The sequence below is a fragment of the Bradyrhizobium sp. USDA 336 genome, assembly GCF_044908355.1.
Lineage (GTDB): Bacteria > Pseudomonadota > Alphaproteobacteria > Rhizobiales > Xanthobacteraceae > Bradyrhizobium > Bradyrhizobium yuanmingense.
Genome location: NZ_JBIYDC010000002.1, coordinates 1,881,550 through 1,903,180, shown reverse-complemented (window position 1 = coordinate 1,903,180; position 21,631 = coordinate 1,881,550). Strand labels below are relative to the sequence as shown.

General features: G+C 65.5%; 22 protein-coding genes. 12 read left to right on the top strand and 10 right to left on the bottom strand.

Features of this window, described 5'->3' with window-relative positions; genetic code table 11:
* The first annotated feature begins 9 nt into the window (after positions 1-9).
* Together ABIA45_RS09870 and ABIA45_RS09865 are read left to right on the top strand one after the other, a co-directional pair.
* Positions 10-1,548 (top strand): tripartite tricarboxylate transporter permease, encoded by a 1,539-nt coding sequence (locus tag ABIA45_RS09870; RefSeq protein WP_404651872.1) that lies wholly within the window; start codon positions 10-12, stop codon positions 1,546-1,548.
* Positions 1,545-2,546: a 4-hydroxythreonine-4-phosphate dehydrogenase PdxA gene (locus ABIA45_RS09865; RefSeq protein ID WP_275499094.1), complete on the top strand. Its 1,002-nt coding sequence runs from the start codon at positions 1,545-1,547 to the stop codon at positions 2,544-2,546. The genes ABIA45_RS09870 and ABIA45_RS09865 overlap by 4 nt, the downstream gene beginning before the upstream one ends.
* Before the next feature lie 32 nt (positions 2,547-2,578).
* On the opposite strand, the gene ABIA45_RS09860 is transcribed toward ABIA45_RS09865, so the two are convergent.
* The gene (locus ABIA45_RS09860; RefSeq protein WP_404651870.1) at positions 2,579-3,322 is read right to left on the bottom strand and encodes an SDR family oxidoreductase; all 744 of its coding nucleotides are present in this window, start codon (positions 3,320-3,322) and stop codon (positions 2,579-2,581) included.
* 314 nt (positions 3,323-3,636) lie between these two features.
* On the bottom strand, positions 3,637-4,713 hold the full coding sequence (locus ABIA45_RS09855) for a methyl-accepting chemotaxis protein (RefSeq protein ID WP_404651868.1): 1,077 nt from the start codon (positions 4,711-4,713) through the stop codon (positions 3,637-3,639).
* A 282-nt stretch (positions 4,714-4,995) separates the two neighbouring features.
* On the opposite strand from ABIA45_RS09855, the gene recJ reads away from it, so the two are divergent.
* The 3 genes from recJ (at position 4,996) to ABIA45_RS09840 (ending at position 8,624) form a co-directional block, all read left to right on the top strand.
* Positions 4,996-6,837 (top strand): single-stranded-DNA-specific exonuclease RecJ, encoded by a 1,842-nt coding sequence (gene recJ, locus ABIA45_RS09850; protein WP_404651866.1) that lies wholly within the window; start codon positions 4,996-4,998, stop codon positions 6,835-6,837.
* 89 nt (positions 6,838-6,926) lie between these two features.
* Complete coding sequence (locus ABIA45_RS09845) at positions 6,927-7,736, top strand: SDR family NAD(P)-dependent oxidoreductase (RefSeq protein WP_271546613.1); 810 nt, start codon at positions 6,927-6,929, stop codon at positions 7,734-7,736.
* A 96-nt stretch (positions 7,737-7,832) separates the two neighbouring features.
* Positions 7,833-8,624 (top strand): aldolase, encoded by a 792-nt coding sequence (locus tag ABIA45_RS09840; protein WP_404651864.1) that lies wholly within the window; start codon positions 7,833-7,835, stop codon positions 8,622-8,624.
* Between the two features lie 39 nt (positions 8,625-8,663).
* Here the strand turns inward: ABIA45_RS09840 and ABIA45_RS09835 are convergent, their stop codons facing one another.
* Positions 8,664-9,548, bottom strand: a complete 885-nt coding sequence (locus ABIA45_RS09835) for a LysR substrate-binding domain-containing protein (protein ID WP_404541279.1) — start codon at positions 9,546-9,548, stop codon at positions 8,664-8,666.
* A gap of 107 nt (positions 9,549-9,655) precedes the next feature.
* Here ABIA45_RS09835 and ABIA45_RS09830 point away from each other — a divergent pair, with 107 nt between their 5' ends.
* Positions 9,656-10,345, top strand: a complete 690-nt coding sequence (locus ABIA45_RS09830) for an FMN-dependent NADH-azoreductase (protein WP_404651863.1) — start codon at positions 9,656-9,658, stop codon at positions 10,343-10,345.
* A 51-nt stretch (positions 10,346-10,396) separates the two neighbouring features.
* On the opposite strand, the gene ABIA45_RS09825 is transcribed toward ABIA45_RS09830, so the two are convergent.
* Positions 10,397-11,626 (bottom strand): lytic murein transglycosylase, encoded by a 1,230-nt coding sequence (locus tag ABIA45_RS09825; protein WP_404651862.1) that lies wholly within the window; start codon positions 11,624-11,626, stop codon positions 10,397-10,399.
* Positions 11,627-11,820: 194 nt separating this feature from the next.
* Between ABIA45_RS09825 and ABIA45_RS09820 the strand changes: the two genes are divergently transcribed.
* Positions 11,821-12,072 (top strand): hypothetical protein, encoded by a 252-nt coding sequence (locus ABIA45_RS09820; RefSeq protein ID WP_035999836.1) that lies wholly within the window; start codon positions 11,821-11,823, stop codon positions 12,070-12,072.
* Between the two features lie 30 nt (positions 12,073-12,102).
* Here ABIA45_RS09820 and ABIA45_RS09815 read toward each other — a convergent pair whose 3' ends face one another.
* Positions 12,103-12,621: a MarR family winged helix-turn-helix transcriptional regulator gene (locus ABIA45_RS09815; protein ID WP_404651860.1), complete on the bottom strand. Its 519-nt coding sequence runs from the start codon at positions 12,619-12,621 to the stop codon at positions 12,103-12,105.
* Positions 12,622-12,675: 54 nt separating this feature from the next.
* Between ABIA45_RS09815 and ABIA45_RS09810 the strand changes: the two genes are divergently transcribed.
* Both ABIA45_RS09810 and ABIA45_RS09805 read left to right on the top strand, forming a co-directional pair.
* Entirely contained in the window at positions 12,676-13,155 is a 480-nt protein-coding gene (locus ABIA45_RS09810; protein ID WP_157285852.1) for a carboxymuconolactone decarboxylase family protein, read from the top strand.
* 21 nt (positions 13,156-13,176) lie between these two features.
* Positions 13,177-13,680, top strand: a complete 504-nt coding sequence (locus ABIA45_RS09805; protein WP_225141852.1) for a cupin domain-containing protein — start codon at positions 13,177-13,179, stop codon at positions 13,678-13,680.
* Positions 13,681-13,709: 29 nt separating this feature from the next.
* Here the strand turns inward: ABIA45_RS09805 and ABIA45_RS09800 are convergent, their stop codons facing one another.
* The 3 genes from ABIA45_RS09800 to efp form a co-directional block, all read right to left on the bottom strand.
* Positions 13,710-14,696, bottom strand: a complete 987-nt coding sequence (locus ABIA45_RS09800) for a DUF808 domain-containing protein (protein WP_404651859.1) — start codon at positions 14,694-14,696, stop codon at positions 13,710-13,712.
* A gap of 81 nt (positions 14,697-14,777) precedes the next feature.
* Positions 14,778-16,379, bottom strand: coding sequence for a M23 family peptidase (locus tag ABIA45_RS09795; protein ID WP_404651857.1), 1,602 nt, complete (start codon positions 16,377-16,379; stop codon positions 14,778-14,780).
* A 44-nt stretch (positions 16,380-16,423) separates the two neighbouring features.
* Complete coding sequence (efp, locus tag ABIA45_RS09790; protein ID WP_028136595.1) at positions 16,424-16,990, bottom strand: elongation factor P; 567 nt, start codon at positions 16,988-16,990, stop codon at positions 16,424-16,426.
* Positions 16,991-17,152: 162 nt separating this feature from the next.
* Here efp and epmA point away from each other — a divergent pair, with 162 nt between their 5' ends.
* The 3 genes from epmA to ABIA45_RS09775 all read left to right on the top strand — a co-directional run bounded on the left by epmA (position 17,153) and on the right by ABIA45_RS09775 (position 19,619).
* On the top strand, positions 17,153-18,205 hold the full coding sequence (gene epmA, locus ABIA45_RS09785) for an EF-P lysine aminoacylase EpmA (RefSeq protein ID WP_404651855.1): 1,053 nt from the start codon (positions 17,153-17,155) through the stop codon (positions 18,203-18,205).
* Positions 18,202-19,296 (top strand): lysine-2,3-aminomutase-like protein, encoded by a 1,095-nt coding sequence (locus tag ABIA45_RS09780; RefSeq protein WP_404651853.1) that lies wholly within the window; start codon positions 18,202-18,204, stop codon positions 19,294-19,296. Before epmA ends, ABIA45_RS09780 begins: the two co-directional genes overlap by 4 nt.
* Before the next feature lie 68 nt (positions 19,297-19,364).
* Positions 19,365-19,619 (top strand): hypothetical protein, encoded by a 255-nt coding sequence (locus ABIA45_RS09775; RefSeq protein WP_157285847.1) that lies wholly within the window; start codon positions 19,365-19,367, stop codon positions 19,617-19,619.
* Between the two features lie 62 nt (positions 19,620-19,681).
* Here ABIA45_RS09775 and ABIA45_RS09770 read toward each other — a convergent pair whose 3' ends face one another.
* Entirely contained in the window at positions 19,682-20,767 is a 1,086-nt protein-coding gene (locus tag ABIA45_RS09770; RefSeq protein ID WP_271546593.1) for a 3-deoxy-7-phosphoheptulonate synthase, read from the bottom strand.
* 235 nt (positions 20,768-21,002) lie between these two features.
* Entirely contained in the window at positions 21,003-21,581 is a 579-nt protein-coding gene (locus ABIA45_RS09765; protein ID WP_275509755.1) for an HdeD family acid-resistance protein, read from the bottom strand.
* Positions 21,582-21,631 lie beyond the last annotated feature (50 nt).

Here is a 21,631-nt window from a genome sequence, read left to right as displayed (position 1 = left end):
AGCAGCGGGATGGACAATCTCCAGGAACTCCTGCACGGCTTCACCATCGCGGTCACGGTGCCGCATCTGGTCCTGATGGTGGTCGGCGTGCTGCTCGGCATTCTCGTCGGCGTGCTGCCCGGGCTGGGCGCGCCGAACGGCGTGTCGCTGCTCCTGCCGCTCACCTTCGGCATGCAGCCGGTCTCGGCCATCATCCTGCTCTCCAGCATGTATTGGGGCGCGCTGTTCGGGGGATCGGTGACCTCCATCCTGTTCAATATCCCGGGGGAGCCGTCGTCGGTGGCGACCACCTTCGACGGCTATCCGATGGCGCGCGACGGCAGGCCGACCACCGCGCTCGCGACCGCCTTCGGTTCGGCGGCGTTCGGCGCGCTGGTCGGCGTCATCCTGATCACCTTCCTCGCCTCCTGGGTGGCGCAGGCTGCGCTCGCGTTCGGGCCGGCCGAGTATTTTGCCGTCTATTTTCTCGCCTTTGCCAGCTTCGTCGGCATGGGCGGTGCGGCGCCGATCAAGACCGTCGTGGCGCTGGCGCTCGGCTTCGCCATCGCCGCCATCGGCATCGACACGGTCTCCGGAAGCGTCCGCCTCACCATGGGCGTGGACGAACTCGTCAAGGGCGTCAGCTTCGTCGTGGCGGTCATGGGCCTGTTCGGCATTGGCGAACTGCTGGTCGCCGTCGAGGAGGAGTTTCACGCCCGCGCGGTCTCTTCCAAGATCGATTGGCGCGAGGTGTTTCGCGCCGTCGGCCGCCTGCCGCGGCACGGCGTTGCGCTGCTGCGCAGTGCCGCGATCGGATGCTGGATGGGCATCACGCCGGGCGGCCCGACCGCGGCCTCCTTCATGAGCTACGGTATCGCGCGGCGCTTTTCACGGCGCGGCCGACACTTCGGCACGGGCGAGGTCGAGGGCATCGTCTCGCCTGAGACGGCCGATCATGCCGCCGGGACCAGCGCGCTGCTGCCGATGCTCTCGCTCGGCATTCCCGGCTCGGCGACCGCGGCCGTGATGATGGGCGGGTTGATGATCTGGGGCCTCAATCCCGGGCCCATGCTGTTCGTGGACCAAAAGGATTTTGTCTGGGGCCTGATCGCCTCGATGTATGTCGGCAACATTGTCGCCGTCGCCCTGGTGCTGCTGACGGTCCCGGTGTTCGCCGCCCTGATGCGGATTCCCTTCGTGGTGATCGCGCCGCTGATCGTGATCATCTGCGTCGTCGGCGCTTATTCGGTGTCGAACTCCTATCTCGACGTCGTCATGATGCTCGGCTTCGGGGTCGTCGGCTATCTCTTCAAGAAGCTGTTCTATCCGCTGGCGCCGCTCGTGCTCGCGATCGTCATCGGCGACAAGGCCGAGGACGCCTTCCGGCAGTCGATGCTGATCTCCAAGGGATCTCTCGGCATTTTCTTTGCGAACAAGCTGGTGACGTGCCTGATCATGGGCGGCATCGCGCTGCTGCTGCTTCCGCTTCTGTTGCAGCTGCCGCGGCTGTGGCGCAAACCTGCGTCGCCCGCGACGGATGCGCCAGTCCAGGAAAGGGCGATCATATGACCGCAAAGCCGCTGATTGCGCTGGCCATGGGAGATCCCGCCGGCATCAGCCCGGAGCTGACGGCCAAGCTCGTGGCGCAGGACGACATCCGCGCGGGCTGCCGGCTCGTCGTTATCGGCGACCGCCGCATTTTCGACGAGGGCGCGCGCATTGCGGGCGTCAAGCCGGAGCTGAAGATGCTAGAGCAGGGCGCCGATCTTCGCGCAGCGCAGGAAGATGCGCTGTTCGTCGATCTCCGCCACCTTGCTCCCAGAGAGGTCGAGCCCAAGACTGCGACCCTTGCCGGCGGAAAATTCGCGCTGGCCAATTACAGGCATGCGCTCGAGCTCGGCCGCGACGGCCATGTCGACGCGGTCTGCTTCACGCCCTTCAACAAACAGGCGATGCGCCTTGCCCGCGCCGAGTACGACGACGAGATCGCGTTCTCGGCCGAGGTCGTCGGTCTCAAGACGCCGGCAAGCGAATTCAACGTGCTCGACCGGCTCTGGAACGCACGGGTCACCTCGCACATCCCGCTCAAGGACGTCGCTGCGAATCTATCCGGCGAACGCATCCATCGCGCGCTCAAGCTGACCGATTTCTGCATGCGGAACGCCGGCTTTGCGCGGCCGCGCATCGCGGTCGCAGGCCTCAATCCCCATGCCGGCGACGGTGGCAATTTCGGCCGCGAGGAGATCGACGTGATCGCGCCGGTGGTCGCAGCAAGCCAGCGCGAGGGCATTGCCGCGGAGGGACCGTTTCCGGCCGACACCGTGTTCCTGCGCGCCAAGGCGGGCGCCTTCGATGCCGTGCTGACGATGTATCACGACCAGGGCCAGATCGCGATGAAGCTAATGGGTTTCGATCGCGGCGTGACCTTGCTCGGCGGCTTCCCGTTCCCGATCTGCACGCCCGCGCATGGCACCGCCTACGACATCGCGGGGCAGGGCATCGCCTCGATCGGCGCCAGCCGTGCCGCGCTGCTGCTCGCCGCGGAGATGGCGCGGCGCACCGGCTGATCGCATGCTGATCTAGCGTGCCCGCCGGTGCCTCAGCGGCTCGCGAGCCATTTTGCGAGCGGCGTCGCCCCGAGCCGTGCTTCGCCGAGTGGGTTCAACGACGTGTCGTCGATGGGAGTGCCGTAGTACAGCGCCGTCCGATCTCCGATCACGGGGCGTGGGTCGCCGGACGCCTTCAGGCGGCTCGCGATGAATTCATTGAAGGGGGCCTTCTCGGGGCCGGCGATATCGATCGTGCCGTTGAGCGGCCGGCCGCTTGCGACCTCCGCGAGGCGATCGACGACGTCGTCGGCCGCGATCGGCTGAAATTGAGCCGTGGGAACGACGATCTTCCCCTCGATTGCGCTTGTGTCAGCAATGGCCGCGAGGAATTCGAAGAACTGGGTGGCGCGCACGATCGAGTAGGGCACCGAGGCGGACTTGATGACGGTTTCCTGCGCCAGCTTGGCACGGAAATAGGCGTTGTCGGGCGAGCGGTCGGTGCCGACGATCGAGAGCGCCACGTGATGCTTCACGCCTGCTGCGGTTTCTGCCGCGACGAGATTCTCGCTCGATTGCTGGAAGAATGCGAGCACCGCTGCCGGCTCCCAGGACGGTGCGTTGGCGACGTCAACGACCACATCCGCGCCCGAGAGCGCTGCGGCAAGGCCTTCCCCTGTCACGGCGTTCACGCCGGATCTCGGCGAGGCCGCCACCGCTTCGTGGCCTTGCTGCTTGAGCTTCGCCACCAGTCTTGATCCGATCAATCCGGTCCCGCCGATCACGACGATCTTCATGGCTTGCCTCCTTGCGGTTGCCGAGCGCGAGATGATCGAAGCCGATCGAAACTCCCGCCTCTCACATCGAGAATGTGGTGCGAAGTGACTCTAGCCGATCCATGGCGCAGGCTCTTGCCTGTAGCGGGCTTACCTTGCCGGAAAATGCTGCCAGCGTTTTGCCCGACGTGTCAAAATGTTTGGTCGCCGCAAGCGGCGTGGCCCTTGAAAATGCTAATGAAAACAATCCCCAGGCTACTGTGCATGGGGTTGTTTCGCAGTTTTGGATGGGACGGGCGACGGCCTCCGATTCCGGGAGGCGGCCGCTGCTCGCCTCACGACCCGCAGACGATCACGCCGTACCAGCCGAGCCCTCGATAGGTCTCGTAGCCCGGGGTGGCGTGGAACGCGACCAGCGTGCCCGTGCGTTCCTGATAGAAGCCCGAGCGCTGGCCGTTCAGCGACAGCGAGATGCGCTCGCTGAGGATGCCCTGGCCGTCGGACGCCGCGATCACGCGGAAATTCGAATCGACCAGCAATACGCGCGCCTTGTCGCTGTCGCCGACGCGCACGCCCTGCACGATGGCGCGGGCCTGCGGCTCCCAGTCGAAATGGATGGCGAGAACCCCGATCGGCGCGCCATGGGCCTGGCCGCCGGCGCGGACGCTGGCGCAATAGGTCGCGACCTGCGCATTGCCGAGCAGCGGCTGGTTCTCGACGTCGCCGGCGACATAGTCGTCCCCCGAGCGCAAGGACCGCGCGTCACGAAACCACTTGGTGTGGGCGACGTTCTGGCCGACGACGCGGAAGCGGTCGGCGCGGCCGTTGGCGATGACGTTGCCGTCGAGGTCGCAGAGCCAGAGATCGAGATAGACGGTGTAGGCCCCGAGGATCACGCCGAGGCGCTGCGAGGCATGGGAGACGGCCGCAGCATTGGACGAGGCTGCGCAATCGACCACGGCGGAATCGGTGGCCCACCAGCGCACGTCGCAGGTGCGTTCGTAGAGATTGCGGTCGATCAGCTCGATCGCGTTGAGCGACAGGTCGACCATCCGCTCGCCGCGGGAGCGCTGGCTCATGCGGTCGATCGAGGCGACGAGATCGCCGGTGCGTTTCGTCAATTGGGTCTCGAGCTCGCGGGCGATGGTTTCGACCTGCTGGCCGACGCCGCGCACCTCCTGTGCCACCACCGCAAAGCCCGCGCCTTGCGCGCCGGCGCGGGAGCTCTCGATCAGCGCGTTCAGCGCCAGCATCTTCATCTGGTTGGTGATCTGCTGGATCGACTTGGTCTTGTCGACCGCGATCTGGTTGACCTCGGCGGTGAGACGGTTGATCAGCGCGGAGACGTCGGAATCATCGTCCGCGGGTTCGGTGGCGATCGGCTTGGCTTTCAGACCCAGCGCAGCAGACATCGGGAACTTCCCTTGGCAATGAGGTCTGATCTGCAATGAACGGGGAACAACGACTTACAGATCGAATACGATTCTTTTTCGAGGATTCCGCCTAACGCCTGCTTAATTTGCTGTTCGGCGGGATGCCTAAATGATAGTCACTCCGGCCTGCCTGCTGGCCATCCACCGCTTTGTGCGTCCCGGCCGTTGCAAATCGCCGGGGTTTCCCAGCCAATCCTTTCAAGCCAGTCGCGGCCCCGAGCGTGTCGCCCGGACCCGAGTTCCCAATCGATAGCCCTCGTCATGACGCCTCCCGCATCCGCGCTCCCCGTCGAAGCGCCCCAGGCCTTCCTGGGCGTGGCGCGCTCGCTCACCGACAAGCTGTGGCGCGACCGGCTCGATGCGCGCGGGGCAGCCCAGGCGCTCGCCATCGTGCAGCGGCACCAATTGCCGGAACTGCTGGCGCGGGTGCTGGCCGGCCGCGGTGTCGACATCGATGCCGTCGCCGACTTCCTCGATCCGACCATCCGAAAGCTGCTGCCGGACCCGTTCACGGTGACGGAAATGGAGGCCGCCGCCAAACGCATCGCGGATGCCGCGACCAGGGGCGAGAAGGTCGCGATCTTCGGAGACTACGACGTTGATGGCGCGACCTCGGCGGCGCTGCTGGCCTGGCATCTGCGCCATTGCGGGCTCGATCCGCTGATCCACATTCCCGACCGGATTTTCGAGGGCTACGGCCCCAACACGGAAGCGGTGCGCGCGCTCGCGGGCAAGGGCGCCACGCTGCTCGTGACCGTCGATTGCGGCACCACCAGCATCGAGCCACTCGCCGAGGCCAAGCGCCTCGGCATGTCCGTGGTCGTGATCGACCATCACCAGGCTGGCACGGAGCTGCCGGTGGTGGATGCGCTGGTCAATCCGAACCGGCTCGACGATCTCTCCGGCCTCGGTCATCTCGCCGCTGTCGGCCTCGTGCTGGTGACGCTGGTCGCGGTCAATCGCGAGCTGCGGCAGCGTGGCTTCTGGACCAGCGAAATGCCGGAGCCCGATCTCCTGGGCATGCTGCATCACGTCGCGCTCGGCACCGTCGCCGACGTCGCGCCGCTGATCGGCCTCAACCGCGCTTTCGTCGCCAAGGGGCTGATCGCGATGCGTCGGCGCGACCATGTCGGCCACACGGCGCTGATGGACGTGGCGCGGCTCAACGGCCCGCCGGAGGCCTGGCATCTCGGCTTCATGCTGGGCCCGCGCGTCAATGCCGGCGGCCGTATCGGCCGCGCCGATCTCGGCGTGCGGCTGCTGCTCGAAGGCGACAGCGTCGAGGCGGCGCGGATCGCGGCCGAGCTCGACCGTCTCAACAGCGAACGTCGCGTCATCGAGCAGGCGGCGGAAGCCCAGGCCGAAGCCGAAGCGCTGGCCTCGATCGGGCTGGAGGACAAGCTCGCCGTGATCGTCACGGCCTCGGAAGGCTGGCATCCCGGCGTGGTCGGCCTCGTTGCCTCCCGCCTGAAGGAGAAGTTTTCGCGGCCGGCCTTTGCCATTGCGCTGGAGCCGGGGGGGATCGGCACCGGCTCGGGCCGCTCGATCGCCGGCGTCGATCTCGGCAAGGCGGTGCGGCAGGCGGTCGCCGACGGCATTCTGCTCAAGGGCGGCGGCCACGCCATGGCCGCGGGCGTGACGCTGCGCAAGGAGAAGCTCGCCGAATTCCGCGCCTATATCGAGACGGCGCTGGCGCGCGACGTCGCCGAGGCGCGCCACGTCAACGAGCTCTATATTGACGGCGCGGTCACCGCCCGTGCGGTGACGCCGGAGCTGGCGACGACGCTCAACCGCGCCGGTCCCTTCGGCAGCGGCAATCCGGAGCCGGTGCTGGCGCTGCCGTCGCACCAGCTCGTGTTTGCCGACGAGGTCGGGCAGGCGCATCTGCGCCTGCGCTTCAAGGCGGGCGACGGCGCCATCGTCAACGGCATCGCGTTCCGTTCGGTCGGCCAGAAGCTCGGCAATGCGCTGCTCGCCAATCGCGGCCAGCCGATGCACGTTGCGGGCTCGCTCTCGGTCGATCGCTACCAGGGCGCCGAGCGTGTGCAATTCCGTGTCGTCGACGTCGCGCTACCGGACCAGGGGCCATCCGTGATTAGATGACGCATGATCCGGAAAAGTGCGAAGCGGTTTTCCGACAAAGATCATGCGCAAAAAATAACGGCCTCGAACGACAAGAAAAGGGAGTGAGCATGGCAGGGCAGGTTGAGGGCAAGGTCGCGCTGGTGACGGGTGGCGCCTCCGGCATAGGCGAGGCCATCGTCGAGCTGTTCGCGCGCGAGGGCGCGAGTGTCGTCGTCACCGATATCGACGAGCTGCGCGGCCCGGAGCTCGCTAGGCGCGTAACAAACGTGGGCGGCAAGGCGATCTTCCTGGAGCAGGATGTCACCAGCGAAGAGCGCTGGATCGAGATCGTCGCCGAGATCGCAAAGCGCTTCGGCCGGCTCGACGTGCTCGTCTCCAATGCGGGTATCGGCATTTCCGTGCCGTCGATCGTCGACATGACGCTCGCCGACTGGCGCAAGCAGAACGCGATCAACCTCGATGGCGTGTTCCTCTCGGTCAAGCATTGCCTGCCTTTGATGCGCAGGACCGGCGGCGGCTCGATCATCATGATGTCCTCGCTGGCGGGCCTGCGCGGCTCGCCCGGATTGTCGGCCTATTCGGCGACGAAGGGCGGCGTGCGGCTGTTCGCCAAGTCGATCGCGATGGAATGCGCGGCTGCGGGCGATGGCATCCGGGTCAACTCGGTTCACCCCGGCATCATCGACACCCCGATCTGGGGCAAGATCCCGACGGGGGCGGCCGGCGCCGGCCAGAACGCTCCGATCGATCCGGAGGAGCGCGCCCGCGTCGTCACGCCGCTTGGCCGCGCCGGCCACGCCGCGGAGATCGCTTCGGGCGTGCTGTATCTCGCTTCCGATGCCTCGCGCTACGTCACCGGCAGCGAGCTCGTCATCGACGGCGGCATGAACGCCGGCGGCGTGCCGCGGCGCGCTTGAGCTGCGCAGGGCAGGGTGGCTGCCACAGGGGCTGACGCGCAGGCGTTGCCCCTGTACAAGATGAGCAACTGCCAACCGACAGAGGTTTTACTCGCCATGGCGCACAGCCTTCACGCGTCCTCGCCCGCGCCGCATCGTTCGAACCGGCCCGATCTCGCCACCGACGCGATCCGCACCGCGCGCGAAGATCTCGCCGCCTGCTTCCGCATGGCGGCGCGCAACGGCTTCGAGGAAGGCATCTGCAACCACTTCTCGGCCGTCGTGCCGGGTCATGACGACCTGTTCCTCGTCAACCCGTACGGCTACGCCTTCCGCGAGCTGACCGCCTCGAAGCTCCTGATCTGCGACTTCCACGGAAATGTCCTCGACGGCGAGGGCGTGCCCGAGGCGACCGCGTTCTACATCCATGCCGAGATGCACAAACGCCTGCCGCGCGCCAAGGTCGCGTTCCACACCCACATGCCCTATGCGACGGCGCTGTCGATGACCGAGGGCGAGCCCCTGATCTGGGCCGGCCAGACCGCGCTGAAATTCTACGGCCGCACCGCGGTCGACCGCGATTACAACGGCCTCGCGCTCGACAGCCGCGAAGGTGCCCGCATCGCGTCCGCCGTCGGCGATGCCGACATCGTCTTCATGAAGCATCACGGCGTGATGGTGCTGGCGCCGACCATCGCGGAGGCCTGGGACGATTTGTATTATCTCGAGCGCGCCGCCGAGGTGCAGGTGCTGGCGATGTCGACGGGGCGGAAAGTGCTGCCGGTGGATCCCGCCATTGCGGCGGAGACCTACAGGCAGATGCGCGAGGGCGATTCCGAGTCCGCCCGGCTGCATCTCGCCGCGATCCGGCGGCAGCTCGATGCGGAGGAGCCGCAATATCGGCACTGACCACGATGTCATTCCGCGGCGCGCGAGCTGCGCTGCGTATCAGCGGGCCGCGTTGAACTCTGACTTCAGCCAGTGTCGTACAGCCTCGACCGGCTCGGTGAGCGGCCGGTCGCGGCTGCGGACCAAGTGCAGCGAAGAGCCTTCCAGCTCCGGCCCGAATGGTGCGATCAACGTTCCCTGCGAAAGTTCGTCGGCGACGAGCACAAGACTGTGCAAAGCGATACCAGCACCCGCGACGGTTGCCTGGATGGCATGGGTTTCATCGCTGAAACGCACGCCGGCGCGCGCATCAACGTCGTTAATGCCGGCCGTCTTGAGCCAGCGCCGCCAGGTCGGATTTCGGGCATCACGACGGTGCCAGTCGAAATGTAGCAGTGTTGCTGAGCGCAGGTCGCTCGGTCTTCGGATGCCCAAGCGCGGACTGACCACCGGCGCGAAACGATCGACCGTGAGCGGCTCGGCAATCAGATCGGGATAAGGACCAGAACCGTAGCGAAGTGCGAGGTCCGCGGTCGAATTGAGATCGGCCACCTCCAAGCTCGCAAGCAATGTGAGATCAATGTCGGCTCTGCTCTTTCGGAGCCCAGCAAGACGCGGCACCAGCCATTTGGCTGTGAAAGCCGGCGTCGCCGAAAGTGTGACCACCGCCCGGCGCCGCTTCCGGCTCAATCCCTCCAGAACACGCGCAAACGCATCAAAGCCGTCGCGCAGGACTGGAAGCAGGACCTGACCTTCCGCGGTGAGCAGAACCTGTCGCGTCCGGCGCTCGAACAGCCTGACCCCGACCGTCTGCTCCAGCTGTCGCACCTGATGGCTGATCGCGGTCGGCGTGACGTGAAGCTCGTCGGCGGCGCGCTTGAAGCTGAGGTGACGTGCCGCCGCTTCAAATGCACGCAATCCCGCCAGCGGAGGAAGCCTTCTCATCGCGAACTCGAGGATGAATGCAGTTCATCCATAAGCTGAGCAACTTTCGTTTGTCAACGACGGGCCTGAACCGATCTATTGGTCAAACAGATGAGAGGAGTTCTGCAATGCAACTGCTACAGATCGATTCAAGCGCGCGGTTGGAGCCTTCAGATGCAAATCCGCGTGGTTCGCACACCAGGCGTCTGACTCAGCGTTTCGTCCAACGATGGCTACGGTCGCGGCCGGGGGATCGCGTCGTCAGCCGCGACCTCGGTCGCTTCGCACCGAGCCCGGTGACGGACGGCTGGGTCAAAGCGGCCTTCGCGAAGCCCGATCGGCGCGAGCCATGGATGAGCGAGGCTTTGGCGGAAAGCGATGCGCTGGTCGACGAGTTGATCTCAGCTGATCTGATCGTCGCGGGCGTGCCAATGTACAACTTCGGTGTGCCAGCGCAGTTCAAGGCATACATAGACAACGTCGTTCGGGTCGGACGCACGTTCGGCTTCGACCGATCACGCCCGGACGATCCATATTCGGCGCTGCTTGCGGGCATGGACAAGCGTCTTGTCATGCTCGGCTCGCGCGGAGACTACGGGTACGATCCGGGCGGGCGTATGGCCACCGTCAATCATGTCGAAGGAGCCGTCCGGGACGTGTTTGCTTTCATCGGGATCACGGCCTTCCACAGCATCGCAGTCGAGTACGACGAATTCGCCGACGATCGGTTGCAGGCGTCGATTGCCGCGGCCGAGCGTGCCGTGGATGACCTCGTCGACGAGCTGCTGAAGCTGACAAAACAGCGAAACGCGGCCTAAGGGTCGGCTGCAGCTGCGGCGGAGGCGCCAGCGCCGACGCTCCCAGCCGTGCTAGTTGGTTTGCCGCAGCTTGGCCAGCACTTTGAGCCCGCCGTAGCCATCGGCGGGCACGATCCCGACCTTCTGCTGAAAGTCCTTGACCGCCTTCATGGTGTCGTTGCCGACGCGGCCGTCGGAGCCGCCGGTGTCGAAGCCGGCCTTGGTCAGGCGCGTCTGCATCTCCTGCACTTCGGCGAGCGTCAACGCACGCTCGGAGCCCGGGAAGGGCTGGATGAAGGGCGGAGCTCCCAGGCAGCGATCCCCGAGATGGCAGATCGCAAGCGCGTAGTTCATGGAGGGGTTGTAGCTCTTCACCGAGTAGAAGTTCGGTCCGAGCAGGAAAGTCGGCCCGCCCGCAACCGGCGTCCACATCTGCGCGGATGCGGAGGCTTGCGGAAATGGTTGGCCGTCGGCACGCGTCACGCCGGCCGCCTGCCAGGCCGCATAGGTCCGGCTGCCGCTCATGTTGGCGGGCGCGCGCACCTCGTAGCCCCAATGCTCGCCGCGGTGCCACTTGCCGCGATTGACGAGATATTTTGCGGTCGAGCCCAGCGCGTCGTCGGGCTTGCCGAACGGAGAGACCTTGCCGTCGCCGTCATAGTCGATGCCGACATTGAGCCAGACCTCCGGCATCCATTGCGAATGGCCCATCGCGCCGGCCCATGATCCCCGCATGTCCTCAGGCGTGGACCAGCCCTTGTCGACGATGCGCAATGCATTGATCAGCTCGGTCTCCCAATAGGCCTTGCGGCGCGGCTCGTTCCAGGCGAGCGCGGCGAGCGATGGAAACACCGGCCGCATGTGGTTCTGCTGCACCAGCGGATCGCCATAGGCGGACTCGACGCCCCATAGCGCCAACAGCGTGCCGCGCTCGACCCCGAAATCGCGCTCGATGCGGACGAACAGCGCCTCGTTGTTCTTCAGCGCGATCTTGCCGTTGATGATGCGCCAGTCCGAGACGCGGCGGTTGATGTACTGCCAAACCTGCTCGCGGAATTCGGGCTGGTTGCGCATCTGCGCAAACACGCCCATGTCCGGTTCGACCCGTCCCATCGCGCGCTGCCATGTCGCGGCGGAAATACCTTTTGCCATCGCGCGCGCACGAAAGCTCTCGCGCCATTCGTCGAAGCCGGGAGGCGCGGCGAGAGCGCGGGTGGGAAGCGCGAGCAAAGCGGCTGCACCGAGCGTCGATTGGAGCAGGGCGCGGCGTGTGTGACGGGGCGAGGAATCAGTGTGCTTCATGGGCACATTCTAGCCGGAAACATGGCACGCGTGAGTCGGTTCCGAAACGGCCGCGTGCGTCAACTCGGCCCGACCCCGTCGGTCGTTCCCACCGGAACAAGTGCCGCACTCCCGCATTCCCTCCACGCCAGGACGAGGAGAAGAGCCGGCCGTGGTTGGGCCGTCCTTCCTGTTTATCGAAGCATCGGGGTGGAATGAAGATACGCACGCATGCCGAAAGCCATATCGTCGAACTCGACGACGGATCGCAATGGAAGATCTTTCCCGGCGACCTCGCGACGACGCTGAGCTGGAAGCCCGAAACCGATCTGCGTCTGGAGCCGAGCGGTGAGCGGGTGAATTCGCACGTGCTGGTCAATCCCGCCGACCAGACCCGCGTGCGGGTGATCGCAGCCGACGAGAGCTGGCCGGACGGCGCAGTCAAGAACGCCTTGAAAGGCGGGTAGCAGCCGCGTCAGCAGGCGAATGCCGGTCGCCTAGTTCTCCTGAAGGTCAGCCGCGATTCCGGCAAGCCACCGCCGGATCGTGGTTTCCGCCTTTGCATCCAAATTGCGAGCGAGCCGCTTCTCCAATTCGAGCACACGCTGCCGGCACGTCTTCAAAAGAGTCGCGCCTCGCGGCGTCAGCGTCCATTGCTGGATGCGGCCGTGAACGGGATGAGGCGTCATCGCAATCGCGCCGTCGCGTTCGAGATTGCGGATGATGACGCCGACGGTCTGGGGCGTCAGGAAGGTGAGGCGGGCGACATCGGCCCCCGACAAGCCCGGATAGGCGTTCAGCATCGTCAGCACCGCGAATTGCGGCGAGGTCACGCCGAGATCGGCGAGCGTGCGCTCCATCGTCAGGCGAACCGCGGCGTGGGCCTGGCGCAGCAGATAGCCGAGATAGCCTTGCTCGCCGCGCTTGCCTTCGCCCGGTGCCGGGACATGCACCGCGCCGGCTGCAACGGCCTTGCGGCCCGATTGCAATGTCATGACATTCGTCTTGCGCGACATATAAGAGCCCTTATAATGTATCCGAGCTCTTATAATAAGCCGAGGTGAATGGCAATGGCACACGCCCGCAGCGAATACGAGGATTTCAAGCGGATCGCGCCCGATGCGTTTGATCTGGTGCTGGCGCTGGGCCAGCTTGCGGCCAAGGCCGGCCTCGACAAGCAGCTGCTCGAGCTGGTCAAGCTGCGCGCCTCGCAGATCAACGGCTGCGCGTTCTGCGTGCAACACCACGTCCTGCTGTCGGAGCGGATCGGCGTTCCCCTCGACAAGCTCCATCTGCTCGCGGTCTGGCGCGAGGCGCCGATCTTTTCGCCGCGCGAGCGGGCTGCGCTCGCCTGGGCCGAGGCGCTGACCTGTCTGCCGGACGGCGTCAGCGAGGAGGTCTACGCGGAAGCGTCCGGCGAATTCTCCGAGACTGAACTGACGTACCTGACCTCGGCGGTCGCCTCGATCAACGTCTGGAACCGTTTTGGCGCGGCGTTTCGCTGGACGCCTGCAAAGCGGCCGGCGGCCGCCGTTGCAGCTTCGTCCTGACGGGGAGAGGGGAAGATCACGATGACAGCCATGAGCCTTTCAGCCGTGCAGTACCCGTTGCCGTCACGTTCGACAGCGTTCGCCGTCATCGCAGGATTAGTCTGCGCGCTGGCAATCGGCAAAGCTCTGCCGGTGACGATCGACAGCGTGTCCAGCGCCCTCGCGCCGCTCTGCGCGACGGCGGCGGAAGGCTCGCCGCTCGACAAGGTTGAGCCGATCGGCTCCTACGCGCTTCCGAACGTGCCCGGCAAACGCGTTACCATCGTGCGCGTGTCCTACGGTCCGGGCGGGTTTTCGCGCCCGCATCGTCACTCCGGCTCCGTCACCGCCTACATCACCAAGGGCGAGATCCGCTCGCAGCTCGGCGGCGGCCCGGTCGAGACGTTTGGCGTCGGCCAGTCCTTTTTCGAACCGCCGGGCTCGACGCATCTGGTCTCGGCCAATGCCAGCATGACCGAGCCGGCGGAACTGATCGCGGTGTTCGTGGCGGATGAGGGCGCGCAGCTGACGACGTTCCTGGAATAGGCTGCGCGCGTCATCCGCAATGGCTGTGCTCAGGCCGATCGCGATCGCCTCAACCGCTTCCAGGCCGGCGCGAGTCCGTATTGGACGACCGGAATGGCGACTGCGCCGACGAGCAGTCCAAGCGCACCCGAGATGGCTGCCTCGACCGACCATTCGACGATGCCGGCAACGGATGGAAGGAGATGTGCGGCAGCCTCGGTTATGGCATGGACCGTGTGGCCGATCGCGGGTGGGCCGTACTTCTCGATGCCGTGCAGGATGATGCCACCGCCGACCCAGATCATGGCGGCGGTGCCGATCGTGCTCAGCACCGCCAGGAAAACGGGCATGCCGCGGACGAGCGCGCGTCCAAGCAATCGGATCGCCCCGCCGGCGAGTGAGGCCCCGTCGTAGCGCGCGAGGGCCATGCCGGCATCGTCCGCCTTCACGATCAGGGCGACCACGCCATAGACCCCCACGGTGATAAAGAGGCCGACCAACGCCAGCACCAGCGCCTGTGTCCAGATGCTGCCCGCCGGGAGGGCCGCCAGCGTGATCGCCATGATCTCCGCCGACAGGATGAAATCCGTCTTGATGGCGCCAGCGACCTTCTCGTCCTCGACCGACTGGGCATTCAACGCAATCGGCTCGAGCTGAGCTTCGTGCTGGTGCGCATGATGCGGCATCACGGCTTCGAGCACCTTTTCGGCGCCCTCATAGCAGAGAAAGGCGCCGCCCAGCATCAGCAGCGGCGTGACCGCAGCGGGAAGGAAATAGCCGAGCAGCAGGGCAATCGGCAGCAAGATCAGCAGTTTGTTGCGTAGCGATCCGACCGCGATCTTGCCGACGATCGGCAGCTCGCGTTTCGAAGCGAAACCGATGACGTAGTTCGGCGTGACCGCCGCATCGTCGATGACCACGCCAGCCGCCTTTGTGCCTGCCTTGGCTGCCTGGCTAGCGACATCGTCGAGCGAGGCTGCAGCCACCTTTGCGATCCCCGCGATATCGTCGAGAAGACCGATCAGTCCAACACTCATCAACCCATCCTTCTTCGTTCGAGCGGGGGGAGTGCGCGACCAGATGCGTCCTGCCCGCTCCAGCAACGAACCAGTACGCTGTCAGTTCTCCTCGCCGCCCGCTCCCTCGCGCAGGTCAGGCTTGAGCACGTCTTCCGGCAGCGCATGGGCCACCGGCTGCGCCGTGACCGCGATCTCCGGGCCGATCTCGCGGCCGCGCGCGCGGATCAGCCGTTCATAGGCCGAGACCAGCGTCACGTAGGGGCTGACCCAGATCCAGCCATCGCGGGTGAACACCTGGACGTCGAAATGCAGGTGCATCGAGGTGCCGGCGGGACGGTCGAGGTAGTTCGAGATCACGCCGATCTTCTCGCCTTCGGTGACGATGCGGCCGTTGAGCACGCCATCGGCGTTCATCGCATGCGGATTCATGTGCATGTAGCGGAAACGAATGTGCTCGGTGCGGCTATTGACCTGAAGCGTTGCGGCCTGGTCCTTGGCTCCACGGATGACGATTGCGTCACGCACGGCGACGACGCCGCGCCGCTTGGGATCGCAGGGCTCGCGGCCTTCACCGGGCGAAGGGCAGTCGGCGGCGCGGATGTCCTCGCCCTGGTGGCCGTAACCTCCGCCGCATTGCCACACCTCGAAACTGCGCGACTCGCAGAAATTGTCGCGCCAGGGATAGGCGGTCGGGCCTTCGCTCTTGTCGCGCTTGCCGAAGGATTGGGAGCGCACGAAGGCGGGCGCCTTCTCCAAGGGAAAGCGGATCTGGGCGTAGGCCATGGCGTCGGGATGACCGCCCTGCTTGCGGTAGCCGGTGTTCGGAATGATGTCGCCGCTCGGCCGGTAGCTGAAATCCGGTGAACGCACCGCGGGGCGATCGATAATGTTGGAGGCAACGTCCGCCAGGGGCCGCATGCGCTGGCCGCCTGCGACGCGCAGCGCCTTGAGGAAACGCTCGGCGACTGGATAGGCCTCCTTGCAGGCGAGCCGCCGTGGCCTCGCGACACTGTCGAGGCACTGGATTGAGACCACATAGGCGGCGCCGAAGCGGGTGAAGGCGTAGCGCACATAGCCTTCCCGGATGAACCTGCGTAGATCCGGGTAGGTTGCGGCGAGCGGCTTGACTGGCTCGCCCTTGCCCCCGGCCGGATCGGCGATGTCGTAGAGCAGCGCCGAGCCCGTGATCTGCACCTCGACAGGCTTTGCGTACACCCGGCTCGGCATGCCGTCACCGGCGCCGGGCTCGATCGAGAAGGTCGCGCTGTAGCCGGCAGGACCGGCATCGAACATGTCGACGGGATTGAAGTCGGCTTGGTAGCGCGCTAGCGCGAGCGTCGCCGGCGCGCCGCTGCGCTGCGCATCGAGATATGCGGCGGCGTCGAACGGCAGCAGCACGGGGACGGGACTTCGGGTAATGCCGGTGAAGAAGCGCGAGGAGACCGCGTTGAGCTGCACCAGTGCCGGCATCGCGCGCGGATCGTAGCGCGGCACCGAACGGCGCGGTGCGAAGATGAAGTCGCCCGCAATTTGCGGACGGCTGTTGATCTCGCTGCGAAGCTGGTCGAGCGCCGCGCGCCACTCGATGCGCAGGGCCGTCAGCGAGGGGCTGCGGAATTCATCCGCAGCGATCGGTGCGGCAACGAGAAGCGACGGCCACGCCAGGAGAAGCGAGACGAAGCGGAGACTGTTCCTGCCCACTGCTTCGCCCCCGGCGGTACCTGTTCCGATCCTCGATGGCTCGCTTAGTCCTTGGCACGCTCGGAGTAGGAACCGTCTTCGGTCATCACCACAATGCGCGTGCCGACCGAGATGTGCGGCGGCACGGTGGTGCGCACGCCGTTGGACAGCACCGCCGGCTTGTAGGAGGAGGAGGCGGTCTGGCCCTTGGTCACCGGCTCGGTCTCCACCACTTCCAGCGTCACGCGCTGCGGCAGTGCGATCGACACCGGATTGGTGTCATGCATCGACAGTTTGACGGTCATGTCCGGCTGGAGATACGCGGCCGCGTCGCCGACGACGTCCTTGGAAACCTGAACCTGGTCGTAGGTCTCGGGGTTCATGAAGTGGTAGCCATCGCCATCTTCGTAAAGGAAGGTGTAGTTGCGCTCTTCGATGGTGGCCTTTTCGACCTGGTCGGTGGTCTTGTAGCGTTCCGAGATCTTTACCCCGTCCGAGATTCGGCGCATTTCGATCTGGCTGACCGGGGTTCCCTTGCCCGGATGGATGTTCTCGGCGCTCACGACGACATAGAGCTTGCCGTCTTGCTCGATCACGTTGCCCTTGCGAATAGAACTGGCGATGACTCTCAAAGCTGTATTTCCTGCTTGCTTGGCCCGGCACCAGCCAGGACGTGGTCGAATTGCTGGGGGACTTGGGGCCTCAAATCGGACCTCGGCACCCGTTTCGGGCCGCAACATACTGATTTTGCCGTTGGATGCCAGCATTTTGCTGCCGGCCGGGGCGGTGGGTTGATGGCTGGGGACAAGCCGATGTCGCCGTTTTGGTCGCCCGCGCGCCACCTCGACCGACGGCCGTTCCTCCAGGCAAGGGGCGCCGTGACCGGAGCTTTGCGGGGGTTTTTCGCCGAACAGGGGTTTGTGGAGGTCGAAACCTCCATTATCCAGGTCTCTCCGGGCAACGAGACCCATCTGCACGCCCCCAGGACCGAGATCATGCGGCCCGATGGCAGCCGGGCCAGCCGATACCTGCGCACCTCCCCCGAATTCGCCTGCAAGAAGCTGCTGGCGGCGGGCGAGACGCGGATTTTCGAGTTCGCACGGGTGTTCCGGGACCGCGAGCGCGGCGACCTGCATCTGCCCGAGTTCACCATGCTGGAATGGTACCGGTCGGGAGCGCCCTATGATGCCATCATGGCCGATTGCGTCGTCGTGATCGCCCGGGCGGCGCAGGCGACCGGGATCGGAACCTTCTCCTTCCGCGGCCGGACCGCCGATCCCTTCGCCGAGCCGGAGCTCCTGACGGTCGCGGGCGCCTTCGCGCAGTTCGCCGGCGTCGACCTGCTGTCGACAATCTCGGGCGGCGAGGGTAACCGTGCGGCGCTTGCCGCGGCGGCAGCCGGGAAGGTCCGCGTCGCCGAGGACGACACCTGGTCCGACATCTTCAGCAAGGTTCTGGTCGAGCACGTCGAGCCACAGCTGGGGCAGGGGCGTTTGACCATCCTGTTCGAATACCCATCTCCAGAGGCGGCGCTGGCGCGGGTAAAGGCGGACGATCCGAGGGTCGCCGAACGTTTCGAGGTCTATGCCTGCGGCGTCGAGCTCGCCAACGGCTTTGGAGAGCTGACCGATGCCGAGGAGCAGCGCAAACGCTTCACGGAATCCATGACGGAGAAGCAGCGCCGCTATGGCGAAGCCTATCCGCTCGACGAGGATTTTCTGGCGGCGGTCGCCGCAATGCCGGAGGCGAGCGGTGTCGCGCTCGGCTTCGACCGGCTGGTGATGCTGGCGAGCAGCGCCACACGAATTGATCAGGTGGTGTGGACACCGCCTGCGGATGAGAGATGACAAAGACGAACCTTGCACGCACTCTGCGCGAACCTGCCGAGCTGGTAGCCGAGGGCCTGGCGCCCGCATCGGCGCTGCCGGCGCTCGAACGCGTCGCTGCGCGCTATGCCGTGGCGATCACGCCGGATCTGGTCGGGCTGATCGATGCGACGGATCCCGACGATCCCATCGCGCGGCAGTTCGTTCCTGTTTCAGCCGAGCTCGAGGCGCAGCCGGGCGAGAATGCCGATCCGATCGGCGATCACCCGCATTCGCCGGTGGCGGGAATCGTGCACCGCTATCCCGACCGCGTGCTGTTCAAGCTCGTGCACGTCTGCGCGGTCTATTGCCGCTTCTGCTTCCGCCGCGAGATGGTCGGGCCCGGCAAGGAGAACGCGCTGTCGGAGAGCGCCTATAGTGCCGCGATCGACTACATCCGGTCGCATGACGAGATCTGGGAAGTGATCCTGACCGGCGGCGATCCCCTGATGCTGTCGCCCCGGCGGATGAGCGAGATCATGGCCGACCTTGCGGCCATCGATCACGTCAAGATCATCCGTCTCCACACCCGTGTCCCGGTGGCCGAACCCGCGCGCGTCAGCGCGGAGATGGTTGCAGCCCTGAAGGTTGCGGGCGCGGCCACCTGGGTCGCGGTACACGCCAATCACGCGCGCGAACTGACGGGGGCCGCGCGCGATGCCTGCGCGCGGCTCGTCGATGCTGGAATTCCCCTGGTGAGCCAGTCCGTGCTTTTGCGCGGCGTCAATGACGACATCGCCGCTCTCTCGGATTTGATGCGAGCTTTCGTCGAATGCCGGATCAAGCCCTATTATCTGCACCACGGCGATCTCGCCCCGGGAACGGCGCATCTGCGCACGACGTTGGCAGAGGGGCAGGCCTTGATGCGGCAGTTGCGCGGGCGGGTGTCGGGTTTGTGTCAGCCGGACTATGTCATCGACATTCCCGGCGGTGCCGGCAAGTCGCCGGTGGGTCCGAATTACGTGTCGGCGGTGAAAAATACCGCAAACGAGACAAGTGAAGCGGAATCAGAAACGCGCTATCGTATCGTCGACTATTGCGGCGACGTTCATCTCTATCCGCCCGAAGCATGAGTGGCGATGGCATCGACGCTGACTTGAGTGCTGGGCTTGGACGCTGATTTGAGAATGGAGAAATGGACATGACGAAGATCATGCTGGCAGTATCGCTCGTGGTCTTGCTTGGCGGCGCGGCTGTTGCGCAGACCGGCGGCTCCAAGGGGTCGACCTCAAGCGGCGCATCGTCCGGATCGGTGTTGCCGGCGCCGGTCGGTCATCGCCAGCCGCGTGCCAGCGATGTGCCTAGCGAGAAGAATCTGAGCGATGCGAACGATCCGCTCAGCAAGGAAAACCAGGCGCTCGACAAGAAGATCAAGAGCATCTGCCGCGGCTGCTGAGGCTTTACACCTCTCCCCGTCGGGGAGAGGTGAGGAACGAGGCATCCTAAACTCGTGATCCGTCAGGCTGACCTCTCGTGCAGTCCGGCGCGCTGGATATTGCGGCGAATCTCGACCGCGTCGGCGAGCTGCTCGAGCGTCTTCGCCGTCGTTGCCCAGTCGATGCAGCCGTCCGTGATGCTCTGCCCGTAAGTGAGCGGCTTGCCCGGCACGACATCCTGGCGGCCGGCGACGAGGTTGCTCTCGATCATCACGCCCATGATGCGGCTCTCGCCGCCAGAGATCTGGCGGGCGATGTCGGCCATCACCAGCGGCTGGTTCTCCGGCTTCTTGCTCGAATTGGCATGGCTGGCATCGACCATCACCAGCGGGGCAACGCCGGATTTGGTCAATTCGTTGCAGGCCGCCGCAACGCTTGCCGCGTCGTAGTTCGGCTCAGCTCCGCCGCGCAGGATGATGTGGCAGTCCTCGTTGCCGGCGGTCGAGGCGATCGCCGAGCGTCCGAGCTTTGTGACGGCCATGAAATGATGGGGATGCGAGGCTGATTTCACCGCGTCGGCCGCGATCCGCACATTGCCGTCGGTGCCGTTCTTGAAGCCGACCGGGCAGGACAGGCCCGAAGCCAGCTCGCGATGGATCTGGCTCTCGGTCGTGCGCGCGCCGATCGCGGCCCAGGAGACGAGGTCGGCGATGTATTGCGGCGTGGTCATGTCGAGGAACTCGGTGCCGGCGGGCAGGCCGAGATTGTTCACCGCCGCGAGCACGTTGCGCGCGAGCCGCAGCCCCTTGTTGATGTCGAAGCTGCCGTCGAGGTCGGGATCGTTGATCAGGCCCTTCCAGCCAACCGTGGTGCGCGGCTTCTCGAAATAGACCCGCATCACGATCTCGAGCTGATCGGCGAGATCCTCGCGAAGCTTTGCGAGCCGCTCGGCATAGTCGAGCGCCGCCTTGGGATCATGCACCGAGCAGGGGCCGACGACGACCAGAAGGCGGTCGTCCTGATTGCTCAGGATGGCATGGATGGCGTTGCGCGCGGCCATCACCACACGCGTCGCAGTGAGCGTGCGCGGGACCTCCCGCATCACCTCTTCCGGCGTGCTCAGTTCTTTCAGTTCGCGGATACGAAGATCGTCGGTCGTGCTCAGCACGGCGGGCTCCTGTCTGTTTTAGAACCTGCCGGCCAATAAAAAAGCCGCCAGGTCTGGCGGCTGTTCGGACGTTTGCTGCAATGTTTCAGATTGAGCGCGATCCTCCCGCCGCCAGCGAGCTGTCGTAGCTAAAATACCAAAAATAGCTGGTGGCGACGGTGATCATGGAAAGGCCATATAGCGTGCCGCTGACGCCTTGTCACCCCCCAATCAGAATGTGGAGCGACGAGGCGCCTCAACTGTTGCCTTTGCGTGCCGCCAGCGCCATTCCGATCAGGGTGGCGCCGCCGAAGAGCAGGTTGATACCGACGAGGACGCCAATGGCCCACTCCGCCGAGCTCGGCAGCCCCGTGATCACCATGAACGAGATCGCGATGTCGACGAGGCCCGAGATCAGCAGCCATGACCAGCGGCCGCTGAGCTCACGGCGGTGCTCCAGCGCGTACATGATAGTGGCGACGCCCTCGGCGAGGAAATAGGCGCCGAGCACGATAGTCAGCGTCAGCACGGCCTGCATCGGCCGGGCCAGCAGCAGCAGGCCGGTGAGCACGGCCAGCGCAGCCGAAATCAGCGACCACCAGAAGCCCGGCGTGCTGCGCGCCCAATAGGTCGCGATCAGTCCGCCGATGCCGCCGATCAGGAACATCCAGCCGAGGAAGATCGCAGTCGCAAGACTGGCGAGCGGCGGCAGGATGAGCGCAGCAATGCCGAGGACGGCAAGCAGGATCCCTTCGAACAGAAAAGCCTTCCAATGTGCCTTGACCGCCTGGTTCATCTCGGATTGGAGGCGGACAAATTCCTCGGGCGATGTCATCGTCTGGCTCCGGAACGAGAGGATTGCGTCCCAATCTAGTGGGCCTGTCG

Coding starts and splice junctions, on each gene's coding strand:
- ABIA45_RS09845 (WP_271546613.1), top strand. CDS start 6,927: ATGGCAGGGCAGGTTGAGGGCAAGGTCGCGCTGGTGACGGGTGGCGCC.
- ABIA45_RS09870 (WP_404651872.1), top strand. CDS start 10: ATGGACAATCTCCAGGAACTCCTGCACGGCTTCACCATCGCGGTCACG.
- ABIA45_RS09775 (WP_157285847.1), top strand. CDS start 19,365: ATGACGAAGATCATGCTGGCAGTATCGCTCGTGGTCTTGCTTGGCGGC.
- ABIA45_RS09855 (WP_404651868.1), bottom strand. CDS start 4,713: ATGTCTGCTGCGCTGGGTCTGAAAGCCAAGCCGATCGCCACCGAACCC.
- epmA (WP_404651855.1), top strand. CDS start 17,153: ATGGCTGGGGACAAGCCGATGTCGCCGTTTTGGTCGCCCGCGCGCCAC.
- ABIA45_RS09825 (WP_404651862.1), bottom strand. CDS start 11,626: ATGAAGCACACTGATTCCTCGCCCCGTCACACACGCCGCGCCCTGCTC.
- ABIA45_RS09815 (WP_404651860.1), bottom strand. CDS start 12,621: ATGTCGCGCAAGACGAATGTCATGACATTGCAATCGGGCCGCAAGGCC.
- ABIA45_RS09765 (WP_275509755.1), bottom strand. CDS start 21,581: ATGACATCGCCCGAGGAATTTGTCCGCCTCCAATCCGAGATGAACCAG.
- ABIA45_RS09835 (WP_404541279.1), bottom strand. CDS start 9,548: ATGAGAAGGCTTCCTCCGCTGGCGGGATTGCGTGCATTTGAAGCGGCG.
- ABIA45_RS09820 (WP_035999836.1), top strand. CDS start 11,821: ATGAAGATACGCACGCATGCCGAAAGCCATATCGTCGAACTCGACGAC.
- ABIA45_RS09865 (WP_275499094.1), top strand. CDS start 1,545: ATGACCGCAAAGCCGCTGATTGCGCTGGCCATGGGAGATCCCGCCGGC.
- ABIA45_RS09780 (WP_404651853.1), top strand. CDS start 18,202: ATGACAAAGACGAACCTTGCACGCACTCTGCGCGAACCTGCCGAGCTG.
- ABIA45_RS09800 (WP_404651859.1), bottom strand. CDS start 14,696: ATGAGTGTTGGACTGATCGGTCTTCTCGACGATATCGCGGGGATCGCA.
- ABIA45_RS09830 (WP_404651863.1), top strand. CDS start 9,656: ATGCAACTGCTACAGATCGATTCAAGCGCGCGGTTGGAGCCTTCAGAT.
- ABIA45_RS09840 (WP_404651864.1), top strand. CDS start 7,833: ATGGCGCACAGCCTTCACGCGTCCTCGCCCGCGCCGCATCGTTCGAAC.
- ABIA45_RS09805 (WP_225141852.1), top strand. CDS start 13,177: ATGACAGCCATGAGCCTTTCAGCCGTGCAGTACCCGTTGCCGTCACGT.
- ABIA45_RS09860 (WP_404651870.1), bottom strand. CDS start 3,322: ATGAAGATCGTCGTGATCGGCGGGACCGGATTGATCGGATCAAGACTG.
- ABIA45_RS09810 (WP_157285852.1), top strand. CDS start 12,676: ATGGCACACGCCCGCAGCGAATACGAGGATTTCAAGCGGATCGCGCCC.
- recJ (WP_404651866.1), top strand. CDS start 4,996: ATGACGCCTCCCGCATCCGCGCTCCCCGTCGAAGCGCCCCAGGCCTTC.